This is a genomic window from Providencia sp. PROV188, from assembly GCF_027595165.1.
GTDB lineage: Bacteria > Pseudomonadota > Gammaproteobacteria > Enterobacterales > Enterobacteriaceae > Providencia > Providencia lanzhouensis.
The window spans coordinates 918,323-941,755 of sequence record NZ_CP097291.1; the positions used below are offsets into that span (position 1 = coordinate 918,323).

Annotated in this window: 24 protein-coding genes; 10 read left to right on the plus strand and 14 right to left on the minus strand. The window is 44.7% G+C overall.

Going from position 1 to position 23,433, the window contains the following annotated elements; translation table 11 throughout:
- Positions 1-223: 223 nt before the first annotated feature.
- Positions 224-1,174, plus strand: a complete 951-nt coding sequence (locus M5X66_RS04050) for a siderophore ABC transporter substrate-binding protein (RefSeq protein ID WP_036954223.1) — start codon at positions 224-226, stop codon at positions 1,172-1,174.
- 82 nt (positions 1,175-1,256) lie between these two features.
- Here M5X66_RS04050 and hemW read toward each other — a convergent pair whose 3' ends face one another.
- The 9 genes from hemW to rsmE all read right to left on the minus strand — a co-directional run bounded on the left by hemW (position 1,257) and on the right by rsmE (position 8,076).
- Positions 1,257-2,396 carry a radical SAM family heme chaperone HemW gene (gene hemW, locus M5X66_RS04055; protein WP_036954150.1) on the minus strand — a complete coding sequence of 380 codons (1,140 nt, stop codon included), beginning with the start codon at positions 2,394-2,396 and terminating at the stop codon, positions 1,257-1,259.
- Positions 2,389-2,982: an XTP/dITP diphosphatase gene (locus M5X66_RS04060; protein WP_036954156.1), complete on the minus strand. Its 594-nt coding sequence runs from the start codon at positions 2,980-2,982 to the stop codon at positions 2,389-2,391. Before M5X66_RS04060 ends, hemW begins: the two co-directional genes overlap by 8 nt.
- A gap of 15 nt (positions 2,983-2,997) precedes the next feature.
- Positions 2,998-3,582: a YggT family protein gene (locus tag M5X66_RS04065; protein ID WP_036954157.1), complete on the minus strand. Its 585-nt coding sequence runs from the start codon at positions 3,580-3,582 to the stop codon at positions 2,998-3,000.
- Between the two features lie 21 nt (positions 3,583-3,603).
- On the minus strand, positions 3,604-4,425 hold the full coding sequence (gene proC, locus M5X66_RS04070; protein WP_036954159.1) for a pyrroline-5-carboxylate reductase: 822 nt from the start codon (positions 4,423-4,425) through the stop codon (positions 3,604-3,606).
- Positions 4,426-4,441: 16 nt separating this feature from the next.
- Positions 4,442-5,134: a YggS family pyridoxal phosphate-dependent enzyme gene (locus M5X66_RS04075; RefSeq protein ID WP_036954160.1), complete on the minus strand. Its 693-nt coding sequence runs from the start codon at positions 5,132-5,134 to the stop codon at positions 4,442-4,444.
- 128 nt (positions 5,135-5,262) lie between these two features.
- Positions 5,263-5,682 (minus strand): Holliday junction resolvase RuvX, encoded by a 420-nt coding sequence (gene ruvX / locus M5X66_RS04080; protein WP_036954161.1) that lies wholly within the window; start codon positions 5,680-5,682, stop codon positions 5,263-5,265.
- Positions 5,682-6,245 (minus strand): YqgE/AlgH family protein, encoded by a 564-nt coding sequence (locus M5X66_RS04085; RefSeq protein WP_108479443.1) that lies wholly within the window; start codon positions 6,243-6,245, stop codon positions 5,682-5,684. The genes ruvX and M5X66_RS04085 overlap by 1 nt, the downstream gene beginning before the upstream one ends.
- Before the next feature lie 142 nt (positions 6,246-6,387).
- Positions 6,388-7,335: a glutathione synthase gene (gene gshB / locus M5X66_RS04090; protein ID WP_036954166.1), complete on the minus strand. Its 948-nt coding sequence runs from the start codon at positions 7,333-7,335 to the stop codon at positions 6,388-6,390.
- Positions 7,336-7,344: 9 nt separating this feature from the next.
- Positions 7,345-8,076 (minus strand): 16S rRNA (uracil(1498)-N(3))-methyltransferase, encoded by a 732-nt coding sequence (gene rsmE / locus M5X66_RS04095; RefSeq protein ID WP_036954167.1) that lies wholly within the window; start codon positions 8,074-8,076, stop codon positions 7,345-7,347.
- 277 nt (positions 8,077-8,353) lie between these two features.
- On the opposite strand from rsmE, the gene M5X66_RS04100 reads away from it, so the two are divergent.
- Entirely contained in the window at positions 8,354-9,031 is a 678-nt protein-coding gene (locus tag M5X66_RS04100) for a prepilin peptidase (RefSeq protein ID WP_154600398.1), read from the plus strand.
- Here M5X66_RS04100 and M5X66_RS04105 read toward each other — a convergent pair.
- Complete coding sequence (locus M5X66_RS04105) at positions 9,024-9,668, minus strand: DsbA family protein (RefSeq protein WP_154600397.1); 645 nt, start codon at positions 9,666-9,668, stop codon at positions 9,024-9,026. The two genes, M5X66_RS04100 and M5X66_RS04105, sit on opposite strands and share 8 nt — an antisense overlap.
- Positions 9,669-9,814: 146 nt before the next feature.
- The gene (locus M5X66_RS04110; protein WP_154610155.1) at positions 9,815-10,687 is read right to left on the minus strand and encodes an MBL fold metallo-hydrolase; all 873 of its coding nucleotides are present in this window, start codon (positions 10,685-10,687) and stop codon (positions 9,815-9,817) included.
- A 125-nt stretch (positions 10,688-10,812) separates the two neighbouring features.
- Here M5X66_RS04110 and M5X66_RS04115 point away from each other — a divergent pair, with 125 nt between their 5' ends.
- A complete protein-coding gene (locus M5X66_RS04115) occupies positions 10,813-11,727 on the plus strand; it encodes a LysR family transcriptional regulator (RefSeq protein ID WP_036954172.1) in 915 nt (304 codons plus the stop codon).
- On the opposite strand, the gene M5X66_RS04120 is transcribed toward M5X66_RS04115, so the two are convergent.
- Positions 11,707-12,642 carry a LysR family transcriptional regulator gene (locus M5X66_RS04120; protein ID WP_270103888.1) on the minus strand — a complete coding sequence of 312 codons (936 nt, stop codon included), beginning with the start codon at positions 12,640-12,642 and terminating at the stop codon, positions 11,707-11,709. The two genes, M5X66_RS04115 and M5X66_RS04120, sit on opposite strands and share 21 nt — an antisense overlap.
- Before the next feature lie 123 nt (positions 12,643-12,765).
- Here M5X66_RS04120 and lysA point away from each other — a divergent pair, with 123 nt between their 5' ends.
- A complete protein-coding gene (lysA, locus tag M5X66_RS04125; protein ID WP_270103889.1) occupies positions 12,766-14,040 on the plus strand; it encodes a diaminopimelate decarboxylase in 1,275 nt (424 codons plus the stop codon).
- A gap of 94 nt (positions 14,041-14,134) precedes the next feature.
- Here lysA and fadE read toward each other — a convergent pair whose 3' ends face one another.
- Positions 14,135-16,600 carry an acyl-CoA dehydrogenase FadE gene (gene fadE, locus M5X66_RS04130; RefSeq protein WP_036954180.1) on the minus strand — a complete coding sequence of 822 codons (2,466 nt, stop codon included), beginning with the start codon at positions 16,598-16,600 and terminating at the stop codon, positions 14,135-14,137.
- Positions 16,601-16,941: 341 nt separating this feature from the next.
- Here fadE and lpcA point away from each other — a divergent pair, with 341 nt between their 5' ends.
- Both lpcA and M5X66_RS04140 read left to right on the plus strand, forming a co-directional pair.
- Entirely contained in the window at positions 16,942-17,520 is a 579-nt protein-coding gene (gene lpcA / locus M5X66_RS04135; protein ID WP_036954182.1) for a D-sedoheptulose 7-phosphate isomerase, read from the plus strand.
- Positions 17,521-17,546: 26 nt separating this feature from the next.
- Positions 17,547-18,314, plus strand: a complete 768-nt coding sequence (locus M5X66_RS04140) for a class II glutamine amidotransferase (protein ID WP_108479434.1) — start codon at positions 17,547-17,549, stop codon at positions 18,312-18,314.
- Here M5X66_RS04140 and M5X66_RS04145 read toward each other — a convergent pair.
- On the minus strand, positions 18,285-19,022 hold the full coding sequence (locus tag M5X66_RS04145; protein ID WP_036954185.1) for a L,D-transpeptidase family protein: 738 nt from the start codon (positions 19,020-19,022) through the stop codon (positions 18,285-18,287). The genes M5X66_RS04140 and M5X66_RS04145 overlap by 30 nt on opposite strands.
- A 415-nt stretch (positions 19,023-19,437) precedes the next feature.
- Between M5X66_RS04145 and M5X66_RS04150 the strand changes: the two genes are divergently transcribed.
- From M5X66_RS04150 to M5X66_RS04165, 4 genes are read left to right on the plus strand one after another with little or no spacing between them, the layout of a single operon-like run.
- The gene (locus tag M5X66_RS04150) at positions 19,438-20,781 is read left to right on the plus strand and encodes a Na(+)-translocating NADH-quinone reductase subunit A (protein WP_036954187.1); all 1,344 of its coding nucleotides are present in this window, start codon (positions 19,438-19,440) and stop codon (positions 20,779-20,781) included.
- A 4-nt stretch (positions 20,782-20,785) separates the two neighbouring features.
- Positions 20,786-22,024: an NADH:ubiquinone reductase (Na(+)-transporting) subunit B gene (locus M5X66_RS04155; protein ID WP_036954189.1), complete on the plus strand. Its 1,239-nt coding sequence runs from the start codon at positions 20,786-20,788 to the stop codon at positions 22,022-22,024.
- Complete coding sequence (locus M5X66_RS04160; protein WP_036954191.1) at positions 22,017-22,811, plus strand: Na(+)-translocating NADH-quinone reductase subunit C; 795 nt, start codon at positions 22,017-22,019, stop codon at positions 22,809-22,811. Before M5X66_RS04155 ends, M5X66_RS04160 begins: the two co-directional genes overlap by 8 nt.
- Positions 22,804-23,433: an NADH:ubiquinone reductase (Na(+)-transporting) subunit D gene (locus M5X66_RS04165; protein WP_036954193.1), complete on the plus strand. Its 630-nt coding sequence runs from the start codon at positions 22,804-22,806 to the stop codon at positions 23,431-23,433. Before M5X66_RS04160 ends, M5X66_RS04165 begins: the two co-directional genes overlap by 8 nt.

The following is a 23,433-nucleotide window of genomic DNA, read 5'->3' on the forward strand; positions in this document are numbered from 1 at the left end:
GTGAGTTTTCAACGCTATCATTGGTAATGAAAGGCAGTAATAGGGAAACTGATTACTGCCTTTTACATTAAAAGCCTCATCAAACCATACCGCCATAACTACAAACCATGACGGCATTAACATAAATAAAAACAATACTAAGAATCATTATCATTTAATTGACTTATGAGTAACTCTCCTTAGAATGCAGGTTTGGCTTAACGACTAAATGGGTGTTATTCATATGAAAAAGTTTATTCCAGCGGTACTGGTTTCCATCCTGTCATTCTCCGCGCCTTACGCACTGAGTGCTGAATCTGCTGCATTTACGCCAAACGCAATCACTGCACAAGGTGCTGAAAAAGTCACGGTTAAACACCTTTCCGGTGAAACGGAAGTGGTGAAAAAACCACAAAAAGTGGTTCTGTTTGATTTCGGTATTTATGACTCAATGCAAAAACTGGGGTTAGGGGACAAGGTTGTCGCTCTGCCGATGGGTAATGCACCTGCTTATGTAAAAGCGGGCATCCCTGCGACAGTCAAAAATGCAGGTGGCATGAAAGAGCCAAACTTAGCTGAGATCGCTGCATTGAAACCCGATTTAATCGTGATCACGGGTCGCCAAGGTAAATCTTACGATGCATTATCAAAAATTGCCCCGACACTGAATTTAGGCTCTGACAGCAAAAATTATATTGAGTCAGTGAAAGCCAACATTCGTTTAATTGGCGATTTATACGGTGACCAAAAAGCAGTGGACGAGCAACTGGCTCAATTGGATAAAACCATTGCAGAAGCCCAGAAAAAAGCGGCTGCATCCAATAAAAAAGTGCTGGTTTTACTGCACAATGACGGCAAATTAATCCCAAATAACCAAGCGGTTGTTTACGATGTGGTAAAAGCGCAACGTGCTGAATTACCTGTTCAAGCGGATGCTGATAAATCCAAACGCCGTGTGGTAGATACCAAAACTATCGCACAAGCGAACCCTGATGTGATTTTGATTGTGGATCGCAGTGAAGCGATTGGCGCAGGTAAATTGGAAAAAACGGTATTTGAAGACCAAAACATCCAAGAAACCAAAGCATATAAAGATGGCAAAATTACCTATTTGCAATCTGACCTGTGGTATCTCTCCGGTGGCGGTTTAGTCAGCCTCACTGAGCAAATCGATGCAGTCACCAAGGCACTGTAATCGATAGATTATTATTTTCGTTTATTACCTTTAGTAAAAGAAAAAGCCAGCGCAAGCTGGCTTTTTTATGGAGAAATAGAAATTATTCTTCCCCTAAAAACAGCTCTAAAAGGGAGTTTAAGAATAATTTTCCATGTTCGGTAATTTGCCATTCATCAGCGGTTTCTGAGATATAGCCTTTGGCTAAGGCTTCATCGATAGCAGGGCGAACCACAGACTCTGCCAGACCGGTATATTCAGTAAATTCACGGCGAGGCATTGCTTCAAGTAACCGGAAACGGTTCATAAAATACTCGAATGGGCGGTCTTCGTTCTCGACATTATATTGATTATCAAGATAACGACCTTCCATATAACCCCGCGGGTGCTTGGTTTTGACAGTACGTAAAATCTGCCCATCAGTTGAGGTTATTTTGCCATGTGCGCCACAGCCGATACCGAGGTAATCCCCAAACCGCCAATAGTTAAGGTTATGTTCGCACTGATAATCTGCTTTGGCATAGGCGGAAGTCTCATATTGCTGATAACCCGCTGCTGTCAGTAATTTATGCCCTTCGGTGTAGATATCCCATAGGGTATCGTCATCCGGTAAACGTGGCGGGCGAGAACCAAACTGTGTGTTCGGCTCAATGGTTAGCTGGTACCAAGAAAGATGCGGCGGAGCGAGTTCAATAGCTTGACGTAAATCCGATAGCCCTTCGTCGCGAGTTTGTGACGGTAAGCCGTGCATTAAATCCAAATTAAAGCTGCGTAGATTTAAGTTGGTGGCGAGCAGAGCCGCACGCTTGGCTTCGTTGGGACCATGAATACGCCCCAACATGATCAGTTTATCATCGCCAAAACTTTGTACGCCGATAGAAATGCGGTTGATCCCCGCAGCTTGGTAGCCTGCAAAGCGGTCAGCTTCCACGGTGCCGGGGTTGGCTTCCATGGTGACTTCCGCTTCAGGGTCTAAATTCACCCGCTGACGAACGCCATCCATCAACATCTGCATGGATTCAGCGGTTAATAAACTCGGAGTACCGCCGCCAATAAAGATGGTTTTGACAGGACGGACGCCAATCAGCGCCACGTCCTTATCAAGATCGCTAAGTAAATGCTCAACATACTCAGTTTGAGGGATTTCCCCCTTAAGAGTATGTGAGTTGAAATCACAATACGGACACTTTTGTACACACCAAGGAATGTGGATATACAGGCTTAATGGAGGAAGCTTAAGCATTTTTCAGGGCATCCAACATCATCGCAAGGGCTTTACCGCGGTGTGATACCGCCTGTTTTTCAGCTTTAGTCAATTCTGCAGACGTGCAGCCTAATTCTGGCACGTAGAAAATTGGGTCATAGCCAAAGCCACCTTGCCCCTTCGCTTCACGGGTTAATACTCCGTGCCAGCGACCATGAAACACTAACGGTGTCGGGTCTTCGGCATGACGCAGATAGACTAACACGCAGTTAAATTGCGCTTGGCGCTGCTCATCCGGCACATCTTTCATGGCATCGAGAAGCTTATCGAGGTTTTGTTGGTCAGTCGCATCTTCCCCCGCATAACGCGCAGAGTAAATCCCCGGCGCGCCGCCTAATGCATCAACAGAAATACCGGAATCATCAGCGATGGCGGGTAAGCCTGTTTGTGCCGCAGCATGGCGAGCTTTTAAAATTGCGTTCTCGATAAAGGTTAATCCGGTTTCTTCCGCGGACTCAACTCCAAGGCTGGTTTGAGCGACGATATCCATGCCAAACTCGCGAAGTAAATCCGCTAATTCATTAACTTTGCCCGGGTTACCAGTGGCTAATACAACTTTTTGCATTGTTTCTCTCTTCCCTTACATAATGCCGACGGAGAACAGCATGGCGGTTAACGCAGGGTCAATCATTAAAGAGATATCAACGCGTAAGTAGTTCAGGGCGATCAAAATAAACATCACAATCATCGCAGAGAAATCTAACCCGCCCATGGCTGGGATAATGCGACGAATCGGTGCCATTAACGGTTCAGTTAATTGGAACAGTAAATAATCGACAGGATTACGACCTTGGCTGACCCAACTTAAAATGGCGCGAATTAAAATCATCCAGAAAATCAATTTACCGATATAAGTCAGTAAGAGAATTAATCCCATTGGCAGTAAGGTTAGACCGATGGCCGGCAGCATATTGGTTGCCCACATGCCAAAGATAATGTCAGCAATTGCTAGTACAAACGCCACCAGCAGGGTTGCAGTATCAATGGAGCCAACAGATGGAATTAGGCGGCGTAAAGGCCCCACGATAGGTTGAGTGGCTTTAACTACAAACTGCGAGAATGGGTTATAGAAATCGGCGCGAACGCACTGCATCCATACTCTGAGCAGAAGCACAAAGATGTACAGTTGAATCAGGGTGGTAACAACAAAAACGATAGTCTGCATGGCTTATCCCAAAAAAATAAATTAAAAAAGTTTTTCCATTTCTTCCGCACGGTCAATCGCGCTTTGCATAGCGTTGGCGACGGTTTGCGGTAGATGACCTTGGTAAAATTGCTCTAAAGCCATTGCGGTGGTACCGCCTTTAGAGGTGACTTGCTCACGCAAGGTTGAAAATGGGGTATCTCCCTGTGATTTCGCTAATGCCACGGAGCCTTCAATGGCATTAAGAACCAGCTCGCGAGCTTGTTTTTCATCATAACCAAGCTGCTCGGCTTTTTGCTGCATGGATTCCATAAACAAGAAAAAGTAAGCGGGGGAGCTACCGGTTAACGCAATGATATTGTTGATTTCGCTCTCTTTGGTACACCAGGTTGTTGAACCGACGCTTTCCATCAATTGCTGAGTAAATTGCTTATCATCTTCAGAAACATTCGATTGAGCAAACAAGCCACTAACGCCTTTGCCTACCAATGATGGGGTATTTGGCATAATGCGCACTAAACGCAGTGAATGGGCGAAATAGTCATTATAACGAGCAGCAGGAATACCCGCTGCGATGGTTAAAATCAGCTTGTTTTCTAAGTTTGTGAGTTTCTGTAATGGCTCACAAACCTCTTTCATCATTTGCGGTTTGACGGCAAGCACAATCACGTCTGCTTGTTGGGCGGCAGTGAAATTATCATTAGTGCTAATGATGCCGTAGTCTTGCGCCATTTTGTCACGACGCACAGGGGTTGGTGAACAGACGGTGATCATCGATGCAGGATAGCCATGAGCCACAAGACCCGCAATAATGGCATTCGCCATATTTCCCGCGCCAATAAAGGCAATTTTGCGATGTTGCATGTTGTTCTCCTAAAGATTAATTATGGTACTGACGGGCGCCAAAAATTGCAGTGCCGATGCGGACAAGGGTCGACCCGCAGTGGATTGCGGCGCGCATATCGTCGGTCATTCCCATGGATAAGGTATCCACAGTCGGATAGTTAGCTTTCAACTGCTCGAATGCCTGTTCCATTTGGCGAAACGCTGCGCATTGGCGCTCATAATCGGTTTCTGGGGCTGGAATGGTCATTAACCCACGTAACACTAAATTGGGTAATTGGGCGACTTGAGCCGCAAGCTCATTTACTTCCTCAAGGGTTATTCCAGACTTGCTGTTTTCATCGCTAATATTAATTTGGATCAGCACATTCAGCGGCGCTTTATCTTGAGGGCGCTGCTCATTTATACGTTGAGCGATTTTGACGCGATCTAAAGTATGGAACCAATCAAAATGTTCTGCCACTAAGCGACTTTTATTGGACTGTAGTGGGCCAATAAAGTGCCAAACTAAGTCGGTTCTTTCTGCAAAGTGCTGGATTTTCTCCACGCCTTCTTGCACATAGTTTTCACCAAATTGGCGCTGACCCGCCTCAATGGCTTCCAGAATGGCTTCACAAGGTTTGGTTTTACTCACAGCTAACAGGGTAATATCTTGAGGGGAGCGGTGACACTCGGTTGCAGCAAGATGAATACGCTCAGTGACATCAGATAGGTTTTTTTGAATGGTCATGTTATTCAATACCGTTTTTCAGTTGCTTTCGGTGAATAGTGAGAATTAACCCTAGTGTAAAACATATTAAGGGCGAACGGCACCTTTGCAGCAACTGAATGGGGAAAATAAACGTAAAGATGTGCCTTTTAGTAATTTTGTTCAAACCAACTTTCTAAAATCACCACCGCAGAGGCAGAATCCACTTTGCCTTTACTTAGTGCGCGATAGCCACCTTGCTCAAACAGTCCCGATTTCGCTTCTACGGTAGACAACCTTTCATCATGTAGCTGAACCTGCACACCAAAGCGCCCGTGAATGCGATTGGCAAAATTACGTGCTTGGCTAGTAACGAGCTGCTCAGTGCCATCCATATTTAAAGGAAGACCAACGATCACCAGCTGCGGTTGCCACTCTTTGAGCAATTTTTCAATTTGTGACCAGTCGGGTCTGCCATCGCTGGCTTTTAATGAGGCTAATGCGCGAGCGGTACCGGTGATCTCTTGACCGACAGCGACACCAATACTTTTCGTTCCAAAATCAAACGCTAATAAAGTTCTTGCTGACATTAAGCATGCCCCGCTTGCATGGAGATATTATGAATGTCGATGCCTAAAAGGTTACCTGCGGCTTTCCAACGTTCGTTTAACGGCGTATCAAAAATCAGTTTAGGATCCGCTTTAACAGTCAACCAGCTATTTTCCATGATTTCATTTTCTAATTGCCCAGGTTCCCAACTTGAATAACCGAGCGTCACTAAAGAATTCATGGGATGCTGTTCACTGCCTAATGTTTCTAAAATATCTTTAGAGGTTGTTACCATAACATGGTCATTGAGGCGTAAACTTGCCGCATAGCCTGCAACAGGGGTATGGATAATAAACCCGTGCTCTTCAGAAACAGGTCCGCCCGCAATTACCATTTTTTCAAGGTTTCGCGTGTTGGTGTTGTCAGACACGTCAATTTCCAGCTTTTTCAGCATGGTTGCGACAGAAAAATCTTCAATAGGCTTGTTGATCACGAGGCCCATTGCGCCATTTTCATTATGTTCGCAGATATACACCACGGAATGGTCGAAATAAGGATCCGTCAGTGAAGGCATGGCAATTAAAAAATGATTCTGTAAATTCATAAATGGCAAGCTCAGGGGTTATGTTCCTATTCGTTATGATAAAGATAGCTTGTTACTGTGATGGCAAATAACACCAAAGGCAACCTCGAAAGGCTGCCTTTTAAATAATGTGTTTTTATTTACACACGATCCTTCATAAAAATTATTTTTTCAGGCGGCGCTCAATCGCATCCATCAACATACCGGTGATGGAGATATCAAATGCAGCTTCAATTTCACGGGCGCAGGTTGGGCTCGTGACGTTAATTTCAGTCAAGCGATCACCGATAATATCCAGACCCACGAAAATCAGACCTTTTTCTTTTAAGGTCGGTGCGACAGCGCGAGCAATCGCCCAGTCACTTTCTGTTAATGGACGGGCTTCACCACGGCCACCCGCTGCGAGGTTTCCACGGGTTTCCCCTTGTGCTGGAATACGCGCGAGGCAATATGGCACAGGTTCACCATCAACCACCAGCACACGTTTGTCACCCTCTTTAATGGCAGGTAAGAAGTTTTGCGCCATGCAATAACGGGAATTGTGCTCCGTTAACGTTTCGATGATAACGCCAACGTTCGGGTCTTCTTTCTTCAAACGGAAAATAGACGCGCCGCCCATACCGTCCAGCGGTTTAAAAATCACGTCGCCGTGTTTTTTATGGAATTCACGCAGTTTTTCAGAGCTACGAGTGACTAAGGTATCTGGCGTTAACTCAGGGAACCATGCCGTAAACAGCTTCTCGTTACAGTCACGTAGGCTTTGTGGCTTGTTGACAATCAAGCTGCCCGCTTGCTCTGCGCGCTCAAGAATGTAAGTCGCGTAAATATATTCAGTATCAAATGGCGGATCTTTTCGCATTAAAATGGCATCAAGGTCGCTCAGGGCGATATCTTGTTCTGAATGGAACTCATACCATTTGGTTGGGTTCTCTTCTACCGTCACGATCTTTGTGGTCGCACGGGCTTCACCTTGGTGCAGGTACAGGTCGTTCATCTCCATATAATGGATTTCATAACCGCGGCGTGCAGCTTCCAGCATCATTGCAAAACTGGTGTCTTTCTTGATTTTAATGGATGAAATAGGATCCATTACTATGCCGAGCTTGATCATTTTATCTCCTTAACCCAAGTCACCTAAACGCACTTGTAATGCCGTTATAGCGGTTAGCGCGGTCGTTTCAGTTCGTAATACTCGTGGCCCTAACAGGATATCAGTAAATTGATAATTGGCTGTCATGGCAATTTCGTCAGCAGATAAGCCACCTTCTGGACCTATCAGTAATCTTACGTGCTTTAAATCAGTGGGGAGCGTGTTGATGCTCTCACTTGCCCGAGGGTGTAAATTAATTTTAAACGCGCCGTCATTTTCCGCACACCACGCTTCAAGGGATTGAACGGGGCGAATTTCAGGAATGCGGTTGCGACCACTTTGCTCACAGGCAGCAATGGCAATTTTTTGCCACTGCTGTAATTTTTTCTCTAAACGCTCGCCATCAAGGCGTACGCCACAACGTTCTGAAAGCAGTGGTGTGATTGTGTTAACGCCAAGTTCAACGGATTTTTGAATGGTAAATTCCATTTTTTCACCGCGGGACATCACTTGCCCAAGGTGGATATCTAATGGGGATTCACGGTCATCCAATGTGCTGTCTTGGATAGTGACAAACACATTTTTTTTCGTTGCTTCTGTAATTTCAGCGCGGAATATATGGTTGCTTCCATCAAATAATTCTAGCTGTTGTCCGGCTGTCATGCGAAGAACTCGACCCACATGGTTGGCTGCATCATCACAAAGCGAAATGGTAGTGTTAATTTGGAGTGGCTCTGGGTGATAAATGCGTGGAACGCGCATGATTTTTCCTTAGTCCAATAATTAAGATAACTGATGCAGGATATGGGGGCAGAATCTCGAAAAACAAGAGGACGGACTGAGTTTATAACTAAAAAGAGGGATTTTTTAGCTCGTCTGTGCCTTGCATTTCACACTCTCATATCCACGCTAAATTTGTCGATAAAACCGACCCAAAACCACGAAATTATAGTGTTGGTTTCTGCATTCATCGCCGTATAGTAAGCCCTGTCTTTGTCTAGTAAACCCATCTTTAGCGCTCATGGAAAAGGAGAACACCATGATTGATGCCGTAAATGGATTTTTAATACCTATGTCGTTAGTCACATTATTGTCCCTCTTGTCAGCGTGGCTGACAACTCGGTTACTAAGGGAAATTCCCGCCCGTTATTTTGATTTACCGGGTATTAGCATTTACGTCAATTGGGTATGGATAGGTTATTGGATATTGGGCGCGGGGATTGTGCTCCTTGGTTATCCACCTTCGGCTCTCGCTTTATTATTTCTGTTTTTCAACTTGGTTATTCCACTAGGTTTAATCGACTTAAAAACAGGTTATTTGCCAGATGTCCTCAATTATCCGTTATTAGTTTTTGGTCTGTTGTTTCAATGGGGAATGCCAGCGGGAAATTTGTTATCCGCTATTTATGCGCTGCTCTTCAGTTACATTGGGTTAGTGGCTATTACGACGTTAGTAGAGAAAATTCGTCGGCGACCGCAAATGGGGAGAGGGGATTTTAAGTTAATTACCGCGTGTGCGACGTGGCTCGGTCTATTCTATCTTCCCTATTTTCTGGGGCTTGCGGCGAGCTTAGGTTTACTGCATTTTCTTTGGCGCGCATGGCGAGAAAAAAAGGAACGGCGAGGCAAACAGAAATTCGTGCGGAGCATTCCGTTTGGTCCCGCCATTATTGGTAGTGCCAGTTTTTGGCTGTTGCTTAGCTGGCATCCTAATTAGCAGCTTTCACCAGTGAGTCTAAAAATTGCTGCCATTTTTCTGGCTCGCCAAGGTAGTTTTGCAGCGGTACGCGCAGCCATTTGCCTTGCTGTTCGATCAGTAGCGTTGGGAAGCCAGAAGCGCCAGATTGCCCAAGTAATTGCTTACTTTGTGCAATATGAGCGTCGGTTTCCGTTTGTGCACATTGGGCATAATCTTTTTGGAACTGGTCAATATTTAAACCAATTTCTTGCGCCACTTCGGCTAAGACTTCGGGCTGTTTAATCTGGCGACCTGAAACGTAGTGAGCTTTCTGCAACGCTTTAAGCATTTCAACGCCTTTGCCTTGCTTTGTTGCCGCCAAAATGGCGGTTTGTGGTGGCGCGGAATCCATCACGACGTTTGGCTGATGTAACATGGCGATGTAGTCATCACCAAAAACTTGTCCCGTCATTGCTGCAATGCGTTTATCTGATTGCAAAATATATTGACGGAATTGGTCATCAAGGTGTAGGCGTGCACTACCCGCAAGCATTCCGCCACCGTGCAATTCTAGGTGAATATTTGGGTGATTAGCAGCAATGGCAATTAACGGCGCAGCGGCATAACACCAGCCACAGTAAGGGTCATAAATATAATGTAGGGTAATTGTGTTCATGGTTTTTATTCTCTCTAATTCTTTGTTTTATCATTCTATTCGAATAGCTGAAAAGCTGGTCGTTAAAAAAACAAGCTAACGGAAAATAGCGGGTTAATCGTCGCTATCTCCGTTATTGACAGTCTTTATTTTCTATTGTCAGCGGCTTATTGTGGCCACTGCATTTCGCCTTTTACCACTTTAGCGCCTAATTCTAAGCTGGATTTATCATCCAAGTTTGGGTAGAGAGTTTCCATTTTCTTGATAAGTTCTGCGGAATCTTTACTTTGGCTGTTAGCTTTTTCAAAGTCCGTTAAATATTTTTGGGTAAAGGTCACACTCGCCAGATCCATTTTGGATTTACCTGTAAAGTGTCCCGGAACAACCACACTTGGTTTTAGCGCTTTGATACTTTCTAGTGTTTGTTGCCAATCTTGGCGCGATTGCTTGGTTTGAGTGTCGGCAACCCAAACGTGGATATTGTCAGAAACAACGACACCCCCGACAACCGCTTTGAGTGAAGGCACCCAAACGTAGCTTCTGTCTGGTGATGCGCCATCTAACCCTTTAATTTCTAACGTTTCACCATCCACAGTGAAGTGATTGGTTTTGATAACTTCAGGCACCACAACTTTGCTTGGTGCTTCATTTTTTAAGACGCCGCCCCAGTAAGCCAGTTTGCCATCTTTAGTGGCGTTAATCGCATCAACGGTTTGTTGAGTCGCAACCACTTTGGCATCAGGGAAGGCTTTAGTCAGTGTTTCTAAACCAAAATAGTAGTCTGGGTCTGAGTGACTGATATAAATGGTGGTCAGCTTTTTATCCAGCTTTTTGATTTTATCGACCAACTGCTGGGCATCATTGTTTTGGAATTGTGCATCAATCAAAACCACTTCTTTATCGCCGCTGATAATTTCAGAGGAGACAGGGAACACGCTGTTATTGCCCGGGTTATAAACATCTAAAGTTAAGTTAGTAGCCTGAGCAAAATGTGTGGCAGTAGCAAAGGCGGTTGCAGTTAATACAGTCGATAGTTTCATTTTCTTATCCTAATGTTAAGTCGTGTTGTGTGCCTGATTTGGCTTGGTGTGTATATTAAATTGCAATTAAGGTAAGAAAAACGCCATAATTAGGTCATCTTTGTTGCATAAATCGGTCAAATAATATGGATAGACTCAAAGCGGTGCAGGTGTTTATTACTATTGTAGAACAAGGTAGCCTCAGCGGTGCGGCAGATAAATTGGATATGTCCCGTGCAATGGTGACGCGCTATTTGGCTGAAATGGAACAGTGGGCAGGGGTGCGCTTGCTTAACCGTACCACGCGGCGCTTAAGTTTAACGTCAGCGGGGGAAGGGGTTTATCAACAATCATTGCAGCTAAATGCTATCTCTTTAAGCGTTCCGGTAGAGCAAAAGCACGATACGAAAGAGTTAGCGGGTTTGGTGAGAATTAGCTGCTCCCAATCCATCGCTCAAAGTGCGTTGTCTCTAGCCATTTCTGAGTTTTTGCAGATGTATCCCAATATGATGATTGATATGCAGATCTCGAATAAATCGGTGAATTTAATCGAGGAGCGTATCGATCTGGCTATCCGTATCACCAATCAGTTAGAACCGAATTTAATTGCCAAGCCGTTATCGACCTGCCATTCCGTAATTTGTGCTTCGCCGAAGTTTCTACAAGGTAAAAATTTACCCACCAAACCCGAAGATTTGGCTCTGATGGAGTGCCTCACTTACAGCTTTTTTGGACGTAGCCTGTGGAGTTTTGAAAAAGCGGGTGAAACCTCGACGGTATTAGTCGATGGACGTTTAAGTGCCAATGAATCCGTATTTTTAATGGAAGCGACATTAAATGGCGCGGGTATAGCGATGCAACCTTACTATTCCGTGGCGAGCTATTTGCAATCGGGGGCGTTGGTTCAGTTGTTACCGGATTATACACCGATGCCCCTTGGTATTTACGGGGTCTATACCAGTCGGCAGCATATGCCAACGCCATTACGTGCCGTGATCGACTTCCTTGCCAATTGGTTTAAAACCTCACCTCACTGGCTCTCATTGATGTCGCAGCGCTAAGGTGAGGTCATGCTCTATTTGTGTAAAGGTGCGTTGTAAATGCTCAGTGAAAATATGGGTGATTTGTGAAGATGGGCGGTGGTTCGGTGTAATTAAGCTGACGGTAAATGGGATTGAAAAACTGAGTGGGCGGATCACCAGTTTACCTGCGGATTGCTGATAAAAATCCAATGCAGTTAGGGGATTGACGATAGAGGCTCCAATTCCTTTCAATGTCATGGCGCAAATAGAGGAAGCGGAATGGGTTTCCATCACCATTTTGCGCTCCACTTGATGCTCAGCAAAGATGGTATCAATGATTTGCCGATAGCTATCTGTCAGAGACAGGCTAATAAAACGCTGTTGATGAAAATCTTGTGGGGTGAGGATCTTTTTCTGCTCAAAAGGGTGCCCAACGGGTAGTACACAAACCTCATTTAAGGAACCTAAAGTCAATTGTTCCGTGCCCGGCGGGGTTTGTAAGTGCTCAGTTAGCCCCACATCATAACGTTGGGCGGATAGCCACTCTTCTAATACGGGGGATTCTTGCGGGATCACCGTTAAGTTCACATCAGGGTAATTTTCCATAAAGGCTTGGCAAACTTGCGGTAGTAAAGATTGTGCAAATGCAGGCAAGCAGGCAATGGAAATCTGGGCGTGTTCAAAGCGGCGAATAGTTTCTGCTGAGTTGCGAATACGCTCCAAACCATAATAGGAGTGTTCGACTTCTTCATGAAAGCGCAAGCCTTGCGCCGTAGGGTGTAGGCGACCTTTGACTCTATCGAATAATTTAAACTGTAATAAATGCTCGAGTCGCGCCAGTTCTCGGCTGATGGTTGGCTGAGAGGTGTTTAGCAATGCTGCCGCTTCCGTGAGGTTGGGGGTGGTCATTACCGCACGAAAAATTTCAATATGTCGCCAAGAAATTGCCTGCATGATTGCTCCTCTCGTATTTCTATATCAAATATGAATAGACTTTAGCAAAAAGGATATTTTTTTTCCCGTCTTATTCGTCTAATAATCGAACTCACTATAATAAAACTTGCCAACGAGGTTCCGATGACCACATTCGCCAACACCACCAGCCAGTATCTCACTCCTGAACATTTACGTGCACTGCCTGCACAGTTTGGTACGCCTGTCTGGGTTTATGATAGTGAAGTGATTATTGACCGTATTGAACAATTAAAAGTGTTCGATACCGTTCGTTTTGCTCAAAAAGCGTGTTCAAACATTCATATTCTGCGTCTGATGCGTGAACAGGGCGTGAAAGTGGATTCGGTGTCATTGGGTGAAATTGAGCGTGCGTTAGTGGCGGGTTTTCAGCCGGGGCGTGAAAAGTCGGAAATCGTATTTACGGCGGATGTGTTAGATCCAGCAACATTACTGAAAGTGACAGAGTTAGATATTCCTGTGAATGCGGGCTCTATCGATATGCTACAACAGATTGGTGAGTATAAAGCCGGTCACCCAGTTTGGCTGCGTATTAACCCGGGCTTTGGACATGGTCATAGCCAAAAAACCAATACGGGCGGAGAGAACAGCAAGCACGGGATTTGGCACCAAGATTTACCCGAAGCATTAGCGAAAATCCAACAGTACAACCTGAAGTTAGTGGGCATTCACATGCACATTGGCTCCGGTGTTGACTACCAGCATCTTGCTAATGTGTGTGATTCTATGGTGGAGCTAGTGATGTCTGCGGGCGTGGATATTGAGGCTATCTCGGCGGGTGGTGGTCTATCAACGCCTTATCGCGAACAGGATGAACTCATTGATGTTCAGCACTATTACAGCCTGTGGGATAACGCCCGCCAGCGTATCGCGCAGCACTTAGGTCACTCTATTGAATTAGAAATTGAGCCGGGGCGCTATTTAGTGGCGGAGTCGGGTGTTTTATTGGCACAAGTGCGTGCGGTTAAGGATATGGGCAGCCGCCATTATGTGCTGGTGGATAGCGGTTTTAACGATTTAATGCGCCCTGCGATGTATGGTAGTTATCACCATATTTCGGTATTGCCAGCAGACGGTGGCAGCGCTGTTTTTTGTTCATTAGGCAATCAGCCATTACAAGAGACGATCGTGGCGGGTCCATTGTGTGAATCTGGGGATGTGTTTACCCAGCTAGAAGGCGGGATGGTGGAAACGCGTTTACTGCCAGTAGTCAACGTTGGCGATTATTTGGTTTTCCATGACACAGGGGCTTACGGCGCATCAATGTCATCGAACTATAATAGCCGTCCATTATTGCCAGAAGTTATGTTCATTGACGGAAAACCGACGCTGATTCGTCGCCGTCAAACTATTCAAGAATTATTAGCTTTAGAGCTGTAAATTAATTCATATTAATAGATGAATATAAATCAAGGGAGCTATTGGCTCCCTTGTTGTTTTTAGTACAGTGACAATTTTTAGCGCGTTAACTTAATTACGCCGCTTTTTTCTTTTTCGACTGAGATTCATCCTCTGACTCAGTGTGTGGCTTTTTTGATGGAACCACACCTAAATCATCGAAATCAAACTCATCGACATTAATAGTACGTAAGCGGCTGGCTTCTGCTTTACGTAAAATATCTGCTTCTTCTTGGGTGATAATGTTTTCTGGCAACATTTGGTCGGCTAACTTATCTAAACGCGTGAAACTGAATTTGCGTTCTTTTAAGCGGCAGATACGTTCAAAGATTGGCTCTGCGGCAATAATGTCATACAGAGCTTGGTTCACTAAGCCGTGCGGGTTGTTCTCTACAGGGGTTAGGAATTGACCACGTCCAATTCTGTCTCGTGTTTCCGATGGCTCCATCATTAGCTGCGCCAGCTTGTGATCCAGTCGGTCAGATGGCATCGACATTGCACGACCTGTCGGGAACAGAACAATACGCAATGCGCCAGCAATAAAGCGATTTGGGAAGTTTTTCAGTAAATCGTCCATCGCTTTTTCTGATTGATACAGACAATCTTCAACGGCCCATTTCACCAGCGGTAAATCCGCTTTTTGGCGACCTTCATCTTCATAACGTTTTAACGTTGCAGAAGCAAGATACAGATGGCTCAGAATATCCCCAAGACGAGCAGAGATACGCTCACGACGTTTTAAGCTACCACCTAGAACGCCCATCGACACATCAGAGAGTAGGGCTAAATTAGCACTTTGGCGGTTAAGCATTTGGTAATAACGGCGAGTTTCATCTTTAGTTGGTGCGCTGCTGCCGCGCCCATTGGTTAAACCTAACCAGAAACTGCGGCACTTATTACTGATCACATGACCAATATGACCGAATACCGCTTTATCAAACTTATTCAGGTTATTGTCTTGAGCTGCCGCCATTTCTTCGAGAACGTAAGGATGGCAGCGAATGGCGCCTTGTCCAAAGATGATCATGCTACGCGTTAAAATGTTGGCGCCTTCAACGGTAATGGCGATAGGTGCGCCTTGGTAGGATCTGGCAACGAAGTTGGAACTTCCTAAACAGATGCCTTTACCACCCGTGATATCCATCGCATCGATAATTGAACGTTGACCACGGTGAGTACAGTGGTATTTCACAATGGCGGAGAGCACTGCTGGTTTTTCGCCCAGCATAATACCGGAGGTAATTAGAGTTGCTGCGGCATCCATTAAATAGGCATTACCTGCAATACGGGCTAGAGGCTCTTCAATACCTTCCATTTTTCCGATAGGAAGTTTGAACTGACGACGGATATAAGCATAAGCCCCTGTTGCCATTGCGACACTCTTCAAGCTACCTGTTGAGTTGGATGGCAATGTGATCCCACGTCCAACAGACAGACATTCCACCAGCATTCTCCAACCTTGTCCCGCCATTTGCGGACCACCGATAATGTAATCGATAGGTACGAAAATATCTTTCCCGCGAGTTGGACCATTCATAAATGGTATATTTAATGGGAAGTGACGATGACCAATTTCAACACCTGGGGTGTTCGTTGGGATCAGAGCGCAGGTAATACCGAGATTTTTCTCGCCACCCAGTAGCTTATCTGGGTCAGTTAATTTAAAGGCTAAGCCTAATACAGTGGCGATTGGCGCAAGGGTGATATAGCGTTTGTTCCAAGTTAAGCGCATACCTAAAACTTGTTCGCCTTGCCATTCGCCCATACAGACAACACCAGCATCAGGAATGGCACCTGCATCAGAACCCGCCTCAGGGCTAGTTAATGCAAAGCATGGGATCTCTTCACCAGTAGCTAAGCCTGGTAAATAACGATTTTTTTGCTCATCGGTACCGTAATGTTGCAGTAATTCACCCGGACCTAATGAGTTTGGAACACCCACAGTGATAGCAAGGATACCGGAAACACCCGCTAATTTTTGCAGGACTTGAGATTGGGCGTAGGCTGAAAATTCTAATCCACCATACTCTTTTTTGATGATCATGGCGAAGAAACGGTGATCGCGTAGATATTGCCAGACTTCTGGCGGTAAATCTGCGAGTTCATGACTGACTTCAAAGTCATTCACCATGCCACAAACAGTTTCCACTGGACCATCAATAAACGCTTGTTCTTCAGCGGTGAGTTGTGGTTTTGGGTAGTTATGAAGTTTGTTCCAATTTGGTGCCCCACGGAACAGGTCACCTTCCCACCAAGTGGTTCCAGCATCAATCGCTTCTTTTTCTGTGCTAGACATCGGTGGCATCACTTTCTGGAACATTGTCATCGCTTTTGATGAAAACAGTGATTGGCGAATTGGCGTGATGACAAATGGCAGTAAAACCAGAGCGACGGGCAACAGCATCCAGTAGCTCCAGACATTAGCAGCTCCCATGGCTGCGGTATAAGCCAGTAATATAACGGTGCTCAGAATGAGTGAGCTTTTGTGGTAGCTCAGCACGCCGATTAACGCAATAAATAAAACAATACTGAGAAGGATCATAGTTGAAGCTCCTGTCTACTTGTAAGAGGTCTGACCTGTTTGTTTTATTAATCTATATCTGGTAATAAACAATTAGCAAGATATTTACATCTTAATTACAACTTGGCTCACAAAATCATCAGTTGCCTTTGTAAAGGGACAGCGGATGAAAAAATAGCCTGCATTTAGCTAGCCTCAGACCAGAAGCGCACTGCTGGAGATTTCGTCAACCATACCCCATACGGTACAATCAAAAGTAGAAACAAAATGTACCCTGTGCAACAATCGAGAAATCAAAGATAAATTACCTATAAAGACGTAATTATCTCCATCAAGCATTCGTGAAAATTAAGGGGAAACTCATGTACCAAGACTTGATCCGTGGTGAGCTGACTGAAGCGGCAGATACGCTATCAAAATTTTTAAGTGATGATGCAAATCTGCAAGCAATTGAGAAAGCAGCAGTGTTGCTGGCGGACTCTTTTAAAGCGGGTGGTAAAGTTCTCTCTTGCGGTAATGGTGGCTCTCACTGCGATGCAATGCACTTTGCGGAAGAGTTAACTGGACGCTATCGTGAAAACCGTCCTGGCTACCCAGCGATCGCTATCTCCGATGTTAGTCATATTTCTTGCGTGAGTAATGACTTTGGTTATGAATTTGTTTTCTCTCGCTTTGTGGAAGCGGTAGGGCAAAAAGGTGATGTGCTGCTTGGCATTTCTACCTCAGGTAACTCTGGTAATATTATTAAAGCGATTGAAGCGGCACGTGCGAAAGGCATGAAAGTCATCACCCTGACAGGGAAAGATGGCGGAAAAATGGCTGGAAGCGCGGATATTGAAATTCGCGTTCCGCATTTTGGTTACGCAGATCGTATCCAAGAGATCCACATCAAAGTGATCCATATTTTGATCCAATTAATTGAAAAAGAGATGGTTAAGTAACCATTTTTAGTAGCAGGAGACTTTAAATGTGTGAGTTGCTTGGCATGAGTGCCAATGTACCAACCGATATTACGTTTAGCCTAAGTGGACTGATTTCCCGTGGTGGGCAGACTGGCCCACATAAAGATGGATGGGGGATCACGTTCTATGAAGGATTAGGTTGTCGCACATTTAAAGATCCTCAACCGAGTTTTGTCTCCCCTGTGGCGCGTTTTGTGCAGGAATACCCCATCAAATCAGAAAGCATTGTGGCGCACATTCGTCAGGCGAACCGAGGGGATGTTTCACTGGTGAATACCCATCCGTTTACGCGGGAATTATGGGGACGAAACTGGACTTATGCGCATAATGGGCAATTGAAAGGGTTTCGTTCATTAAAGACGGGACACTATCGACCAATTGGTGAAACTGATAGCGAATGGGCATTTTGCTGGATTTTACATCAACTGAATCAAAAATATCCAAGAAAACCAACAAACTGGAAAGCTGTTTTCCGTTTTATTGGCGCTCTTGCGCAGCAACTGCGTGAAAAAGGGGTATTTAATATGTTGTTATCCGATGGGCAATATTTGATGGCGTTTAGCTCAACAAAGCTGCATTGGATCACGCGTAGGGCACCGTTTGGTAAAGCGAAACTGTTGGATCAGGACATCGAGATTGACTTCCAACAGTGCACAACGCCAAGTGATATTGTTTCAGTTATTGCCACGGCTCCCTTAACAGGTAACGAGACGTGGCAAAAAATTGAACCCGGTGAATTTGTGCTATTCGACCGTGGCCAACGCATACTGTGATTTAGATCCCAATAACTTAGTGGGCGTTTCTGGCATGCTGTTAACATGATATTTACCTAATGTTACTGATATTTCAGCAGGTTTGCCGGTTCGCTCAAAATAATCATAAGCAGGTTGAAGCTGTTTCCAGAAAGCATAATGCGTTGAATTGCGATAACGCAGCATATTCATTTTAGTCATGCGAAATGGATAAATGCTCACATCAACGGCAGGTTGACCATTTTGAAGTGCTTGTTCCACGGTTTGATAAATTTCCCCCATGGATTTATCTGTCATTGCATAACATCCGACAGACACACAGCTACCGTGAATCATCAGATAGTTACCAGAATACCCTTGCGTCTTATCGAACTCATTAGGAAATCCAAGATTGATAGATCGGTAATATCGACTATTTGGATTGAGTTGTGAGCGCGTGATCTGATAAAACCCCTCAGGGCTTTTCAAGTCACCTTCTATCTTTTTAGGACCTAGTCCACCAGAAAACTTACAGATAGGGTAGGTTTTGACTAATTTATACTTTCCTACGGCTGTTTTTTGGTAGAGCTCAAGCACACCCTCTTGCTTAAATATTTGAATAAATATCGGTGAATCAGGCTGAGCAGTTGGCTTACTATTAAGGGAGAATAATGTGTTTTCTTCTTGAGCAAATGCAGACGCTGCAAATGTGAAGAGTAAATAAACACCAATGGTTTTACTTATATGCATAATTAAGCCAAATGTTGAAAAATAAGCTGATTAAAAATGGACCAAATTCAGCATATTTTAGACGAATGGAACAAAATTTAATATATCAAGTTAATAATTTTCTAATGAATCATTATTGACTATAAATTAATCGATGCTCGATAAATGTGAGCCAACATGTAGGTATTTACGAATTGTTGCAACAAAATTTTAAATTTTATTGCAATTTGCTTGAACTAGGTCACTTCTATAACCGGACAGAGGTCGAGGGAACTGATAAAATTGACCTCGGCAGAAGAAGAGAAAGTGTAGCAATATTGTTAGATTTACTTACTCGAGTGGCGTAAGCAACTTGAGTTATTTTTATTATTGAGTCGCTATCATTCATTGCTGAATCGTTAGCTTAGGGTTTAACTGATAAACTTGTGCAGATCTTATGATTAAAATTAAAAAAGGCCTTAACCTTCCAATAGCAGGTGAGCCAGCCCAAGTGATAGAAGACGGCCCGAAAATTCAACACGTAGCTGTGCTAGGTGAAGAATATGTCGGAATGCGTCCTTCGATGCTGGTTAAAGAAGGTGAGCGTGTAAAAAAAGGGCAGGTTCTTTTTGAAGATAAAAAGAATCCTGGCGTGGTATTTACGAGCCCAGCCTGCGGTAAAATTATTGCTATTCATCGTGGTGAGCGTCGTGTACTTCAGTCTGTTATTATCGAAATCGATGGTGACGAACAAGAGACTTTCGAGTCTTATTCTACTGACCAACTCCCATCACTGACGAAAGAGCAGGTTGAACAAAATCTTTTAAGATCCGGTTTATGGACTGCTTTAAGAACGCGCCCATTTAGCCGTTCTCCGGAGCCAGGTTCATCCCCCGCAGCGATTTTTGTGACTGCAATTGACACTAATCCTCTTGCTGCTGATCCTTCGATTATTATTGGTGAAAATGCACAAGCCTTTACTGACGGTCTCATCGTTTTGAGCCGACTGACTGAAGGCAAGGTGCATGTTTGTCATGGTGCGGGCGAGCTTCCAAAACAAGCTGCTAATGCACAAATCACATACACACAATTTGCAGGGCCACATCCAGCGGGTTTAGCAGGGACTCATATTCATTTCCTTGAGCCTGTTAGCATTAGCAAAAAAGTGTGGAGCCTCAATTACCAAGATGTGATTGCTATCGGTAAATTATTTACCACTGGTCATCTTTATACTGATCGCGTTGTCTCTGTCGCAGGTCCGCAAGTTGAGAAACCTCGCTTGCTACGCACTCGCCTTGGCGCAGATATCTACGAATTAACCAAAGGTCAGCTCAAAGCAGGTGAGAACCGCATTATTTCTGGTTCTGTGCTGTGGGGCGTGACTTGTGATGATGCTCATCATTATCTTGGTCGTTTCCATAACCAAGTTTCTGTATTAGCGGAAGGTCGTGAAAAAGAGCTGTTTGGATGGATTATGCCAGGAGTGAACAAGTTCACTATCACGCGTACCACCATCGGGCATTTCTTGAAGAATAAACGCTTCAATTTTACCACGACGATGAATGGCGGTGAGCGTTCAATGGTACCAATTGGTAACTATGAGCGTGTAATGCCTCTCGATATTATGATCACCCACTTACTGCGTGATCTGCTTGCAGGGGACACCGATACTTCTCAGGAACTGGGTTGTCTGGAACTCGATGAAGAAGACTTGGGACTGTGCACCTATGTGTGTCCAGCTAAGTATGAATATGGTCCAGTACTACGTGATGTCCTGACCAAGATTGAGCTAGAAGGGTAATTCCATGGGTCTGAAAAATTTATTTGAAAAATATGAGCACCAATTTGAACCCGGTGGAAAATTAGCAAAATTCTATCCATTGTATGAAGCTGTTGCGACAGTTTTCTATACACCGGGCACGGTGACAAAAGGTCGCTCACACGTACGCGATACTATCGATCTCAAGCGCATGATGATTTTAGTCTGGCTTGCGGTTTTCCCAGCGATGTTCTGGGGTATGTATAATGTCGGTAACCAAGCTATTCCCGCGCTGCATCACTTATACAGTGGCGCTGAACTGCAACAAGTTTTAGCGAGTGATTGGCACTATTCTCTGGCGCAATTATTAGGTGCTTCTTTAGCGCCGGATGCCGGCTGGGGCAGCAAAATGCTGCTAGGTGCGATTTACTTCCTGCCAATTTACTTAGTGGTATTCTTGGTTGGCGGTTTCTGGGAAGTGTTGTTTGCCATGATCCGTGGTCATGAAATCAACGAAGGCTTCTTTATCTCCTCTATCTTATTTGCGCTGATTGTTCCGCCTACCATTCCATTATGGCAAGCGGCGCTCGGTATCACCTTTGGTGTGGTTGTTGCAAAAGAGATTTTCGGTGGTACAGGTCGTAACTTCCTTAACCCTGCATTAGCGGGTCGTGCTTTCCTTTTCTTTGCTTACCCTGCACAAATTTCAGGTGACTTAGTTTGGACTGCGGCTGATGGATTCTCGGGTGCAACGCCTCTATCACAATGGGCGACGGGTGGTGTGAGTTCACTGGTAAACACAGTAACTGGCGAGCCAATCACTTGGATGCAAGCTTTCTTAGGTAACATGCCGGGTTCAATTGGTGAAGTTTCTACCCTGATGATCTTCATCGGTGGCGCATTTATCATCTTCTTCCGTATCGCCTCTTGGCGCATCGTGGCGGGTGTGATGCTGGGTATGATTGCCATGTCTTACCTGTTCAACTTTATCGGTTCAGACACCAACCCACTATTTGCTATGCCATGGTGGTGGCACATGGTTTTAGGCGGATTTGCCTTCGGTATGATTTTTATGGCGACAGACCCTGTTTCCGCTTCCTTTACCGATAAAGGTAAATGGGCTTACGGGATTTTGATCGGCGTAATGTGCGTACTTGTTCGGGTTGTGAACCCTGCATACCCTGAAGGGATGATGCTCGCAATCCTGTTCGCCAACCTGTTTGCTCCTCTGTTTGACTATATGGTCGTTCAAGCAAATATTAAACGGAGAAAAGCCCGTGGCTAATGATAAACCAGTAAATAAAGATGGCGTCGGCAGAACGTTTATCGTTGTTTTCATTCTCTGCTTAGTCTGTTCCGTCGTCGTTGCCGGTGCTGCGGTTGGTCTGAAACCTCAGCAACAAGAACAAATGATGTTAGATACTCAGCGTAATATTTTAAGTGTTGCAGGTCTGCTGCAACCTAAAATGAGCGCTGAAGAAATTCAAAAAGTGTATGGCGAGCGTATCGAGCCTAAATTGCTGAATTTCAAAACGAATGAACTATCTAACAGCGTAAGTCGTTTTGACTTAAACAGCGAACTGCGTAGCGAAGAGACCAGCATCGCACTATCCCCAGAAGAAGACATTGCGAAAATTCGCCGTCGTGCCAATAGCGCTGAAATTTATCTGGTTAAAGATGAACAAGGGAAAGTGACCCAAGTGATTCTGCCAGTTTATGGTTCAGGATTATGGTCAGTAATGTATGCCTTTATCGCCGTGGATATCGATGGTGTAACCTCTCGCGGTATTACCTACTATGCGCATGGTGAAACGCCGGGTCTGGGTGGTGAAGTTGACAACCCACAATGGAAAGCGCAGTGGCCGGGTAAAAAACTGTTCAATGAGCAGGGTATCCCTGCAATCAAAATCGTGCGTGGTGGTGCCACCGATAACCCATTTGGTATCGATGGTCTTTCAGGTGCAACGCTGACTTCAAACGGTATTCAACATATGTTTGATTTCTGGCTAGGCGATAACGGTTTTGGTCCGTTCCTGAAAAAAGTTCGTGAAGGAGCGCTGAATAATGGCTGATTCTAAAGAAGTAAAACGCGTCCTACTAGGACCATTGTTAGATAATAACCCAATTGCATTGCAGGTTTTGGGTGTGTGCTCTGCATTAGCGGTGACCACTAAACTTGAAACTGCATTGGTTATGACCATCGCCGTAACGCTAGTTACCGCGTTCTCTAACTTTTTTATCTCATTAATTAGAAATTACATTCCAAGCAGTGTTCGTATTATTGTTCAAATGGCAATTATTGCATCATTGGTAATTGTGGTTGACCAAATCTTACGTGCCTATGCCTATGAAATCTCGAAACAACTTTCCGTATTCGTTGGTTTGATTATCACCAACTGTATCGTGATGGGGCGTGCTGAAGCGTATGCGATGAAAGCACCACCAATCGAAAGTTTTATGGATGGTATCGGTAACGGTCTTGGTTACGGTGTGATTCTGGTACTGGTTGGCTTCCTACGTGAGCTATTTGGTTCCGGTAAACTGTTTGGTATTACGGTATTTGAATCACTGCAAAATGGTGGTTGGTACATGCCAAACGGCTTATTCCTGTTAGCGCCAAGTGCATTCTTTATCATCGGTATGCTGATTTGGGGTCTACGTACTCTGAAACCAGCTCAGGTAGAGAAGGATTAA

Coding starts and splice junctions, on each gene's coding strand:
- M5X66_RS04165 (WP_036954193.1), top strand. CDS start 22,804: ATGGCTGATTCTAAAGAAGTAAAACGCGTCCTACTAGGACCATTGTTA.
- M5X66_RS04145 (WP_036954185.1), bottom strand. CDS start 19,022: ATGCATATAAGTAAAACCATTGGTGTTTATTTACTCTTCACATTTGCA.
- lysA (WP_270103889.1), top strand. CDS start 12,766: ATGACCACATTCGCCAACACCACCAGCCAGTATCTCACTCCTGAACAT.
- M5X66_RS04065 (WP_036954157.1), bottom strand. CDS start 3,582: ATGCAGACTATCGTTTTTGTTGTTACCACCCTGATTCAACTGTACATC.
- lpcA (WP_036954182.1), top strand. CDS start 16,942: ATGTACCAAGACTTGATCCGTGGTGAGCTGACTGAAGCGGCAGATACG.
- M5X66_RS04110 (WP_154610155.1), bottom strand. CDS start 10,687: ATGAAACTATCGACTGTATTAACTGCAACCGCCTTTGCTACTGCCACA.
- M5X66_RS04105 (WP_154600397.1), bottom strand. CDS start 9,668: ATGAACACAATTACCCTACATTATATTTATGACCCTTACTGTGGCTGG.
- hemW (WP_036954150.1), bottom strand. CDS start 2,396: ATGCTTAAGCTTCCTCCATTAAGCCTGTATATCCACATTCCTTGGTGT.
- M5X66_RS04085 (WP_108479443.1), bottom strand. CDS start 6,245: ATGAATTTACAGAATCATTTTTTAATTGCCATGCCTTCACTGACGGAT.
- fadE (WP_036954180.1), bottom strand. CDS start 16,600: ATGATCCTTCTCAGTATTGTTTTATTTATTGCGTTAATCGGCGTGCTG.
- M5X66_RS04050 (WP_036954223.1), top strand. CDS start 224: ATGAAAAAGTTTATTCCAGCGGTACTGGTTTCCATCCTGTCATTCTCC.
- M5X66_RS04100 (WP_154600398.1), top strand. CDS start 8,354: ATGATTGATGCCGTAAATGGATTTTTAATACCTATGTCGTTAGTCACA.
- M5X66_RS04060 (WP_036954156.1), bottom strand. CDS start 2,982: ATGCAAAAAGTTGTATTAGCCACTGGTAACCCGGGCAAAGTTAATGAA.
- M5X66_RS04155 (WP_036954189.1), top strand. CDS start 20,786: ATGGGTCTGAAAAATTTATTTGAAAAATATGAGCACCAATTTGAACCC.
- gshB (WP_036954166.1), bottom strand. CDS start 7,335: ATGATCAAGCTCGGCATAGTAATGGATCCTATTTCATCCATTAAAATC.
- proC (WP_036954159.1), bottom strand. CDS start 4,425: ATGCAACATCGCAAAATTGCCTTTATTGGCGCGGGAAATATGGCGAAT.
- M5X66_RS04075 (WP_036954160.1), bottom strand. CDS start 5,134: ATGACCATTCAAAAAAACCTATCTGATGTCACTGAGCGTATTCATCTT.
- M5X66_RS04120 (WP_270103888.1), bottom strand. CDS start 12,642: ATGCAGGCAATTTCTTGGCGACATATTGAAATTTTTCGTGCGGTAATG.
- M5X66_RS04150 (WP_036954187.1), top strand. CDS start 19,438: ATGATTAAAATTAAAAAAGGCCTTAACCTTCCAATAGCAGGTGAGCCA.
- rsmE (WP_036954167.1), bottom strand. CDS start 8,076: ATGCGCGTTCCACGCATTTATCACCCAGAGCCACTCCAAATTAACACT.
- M5X66_RS04140 (WP_108479434.1), top strand. CDS start 17,547: ATGTGTGAGTTGCTTGGCATGAGTGCCAATGTACCAACCGATATTACG.
- ruvX (WP_036954161.1), bottom strand. CDS start 5,682: ATGTCAGCAAGAACTTTATTAGCGTTTGATTTTGGAACGAAAAGTATT.
- M5X66_RS04115 (WP_036954172.1), top strand. CDS start 10,813: ATGGATAGACTCAAAGCGGTGCAGGTGTTTATTACTATTGTAGAACAA.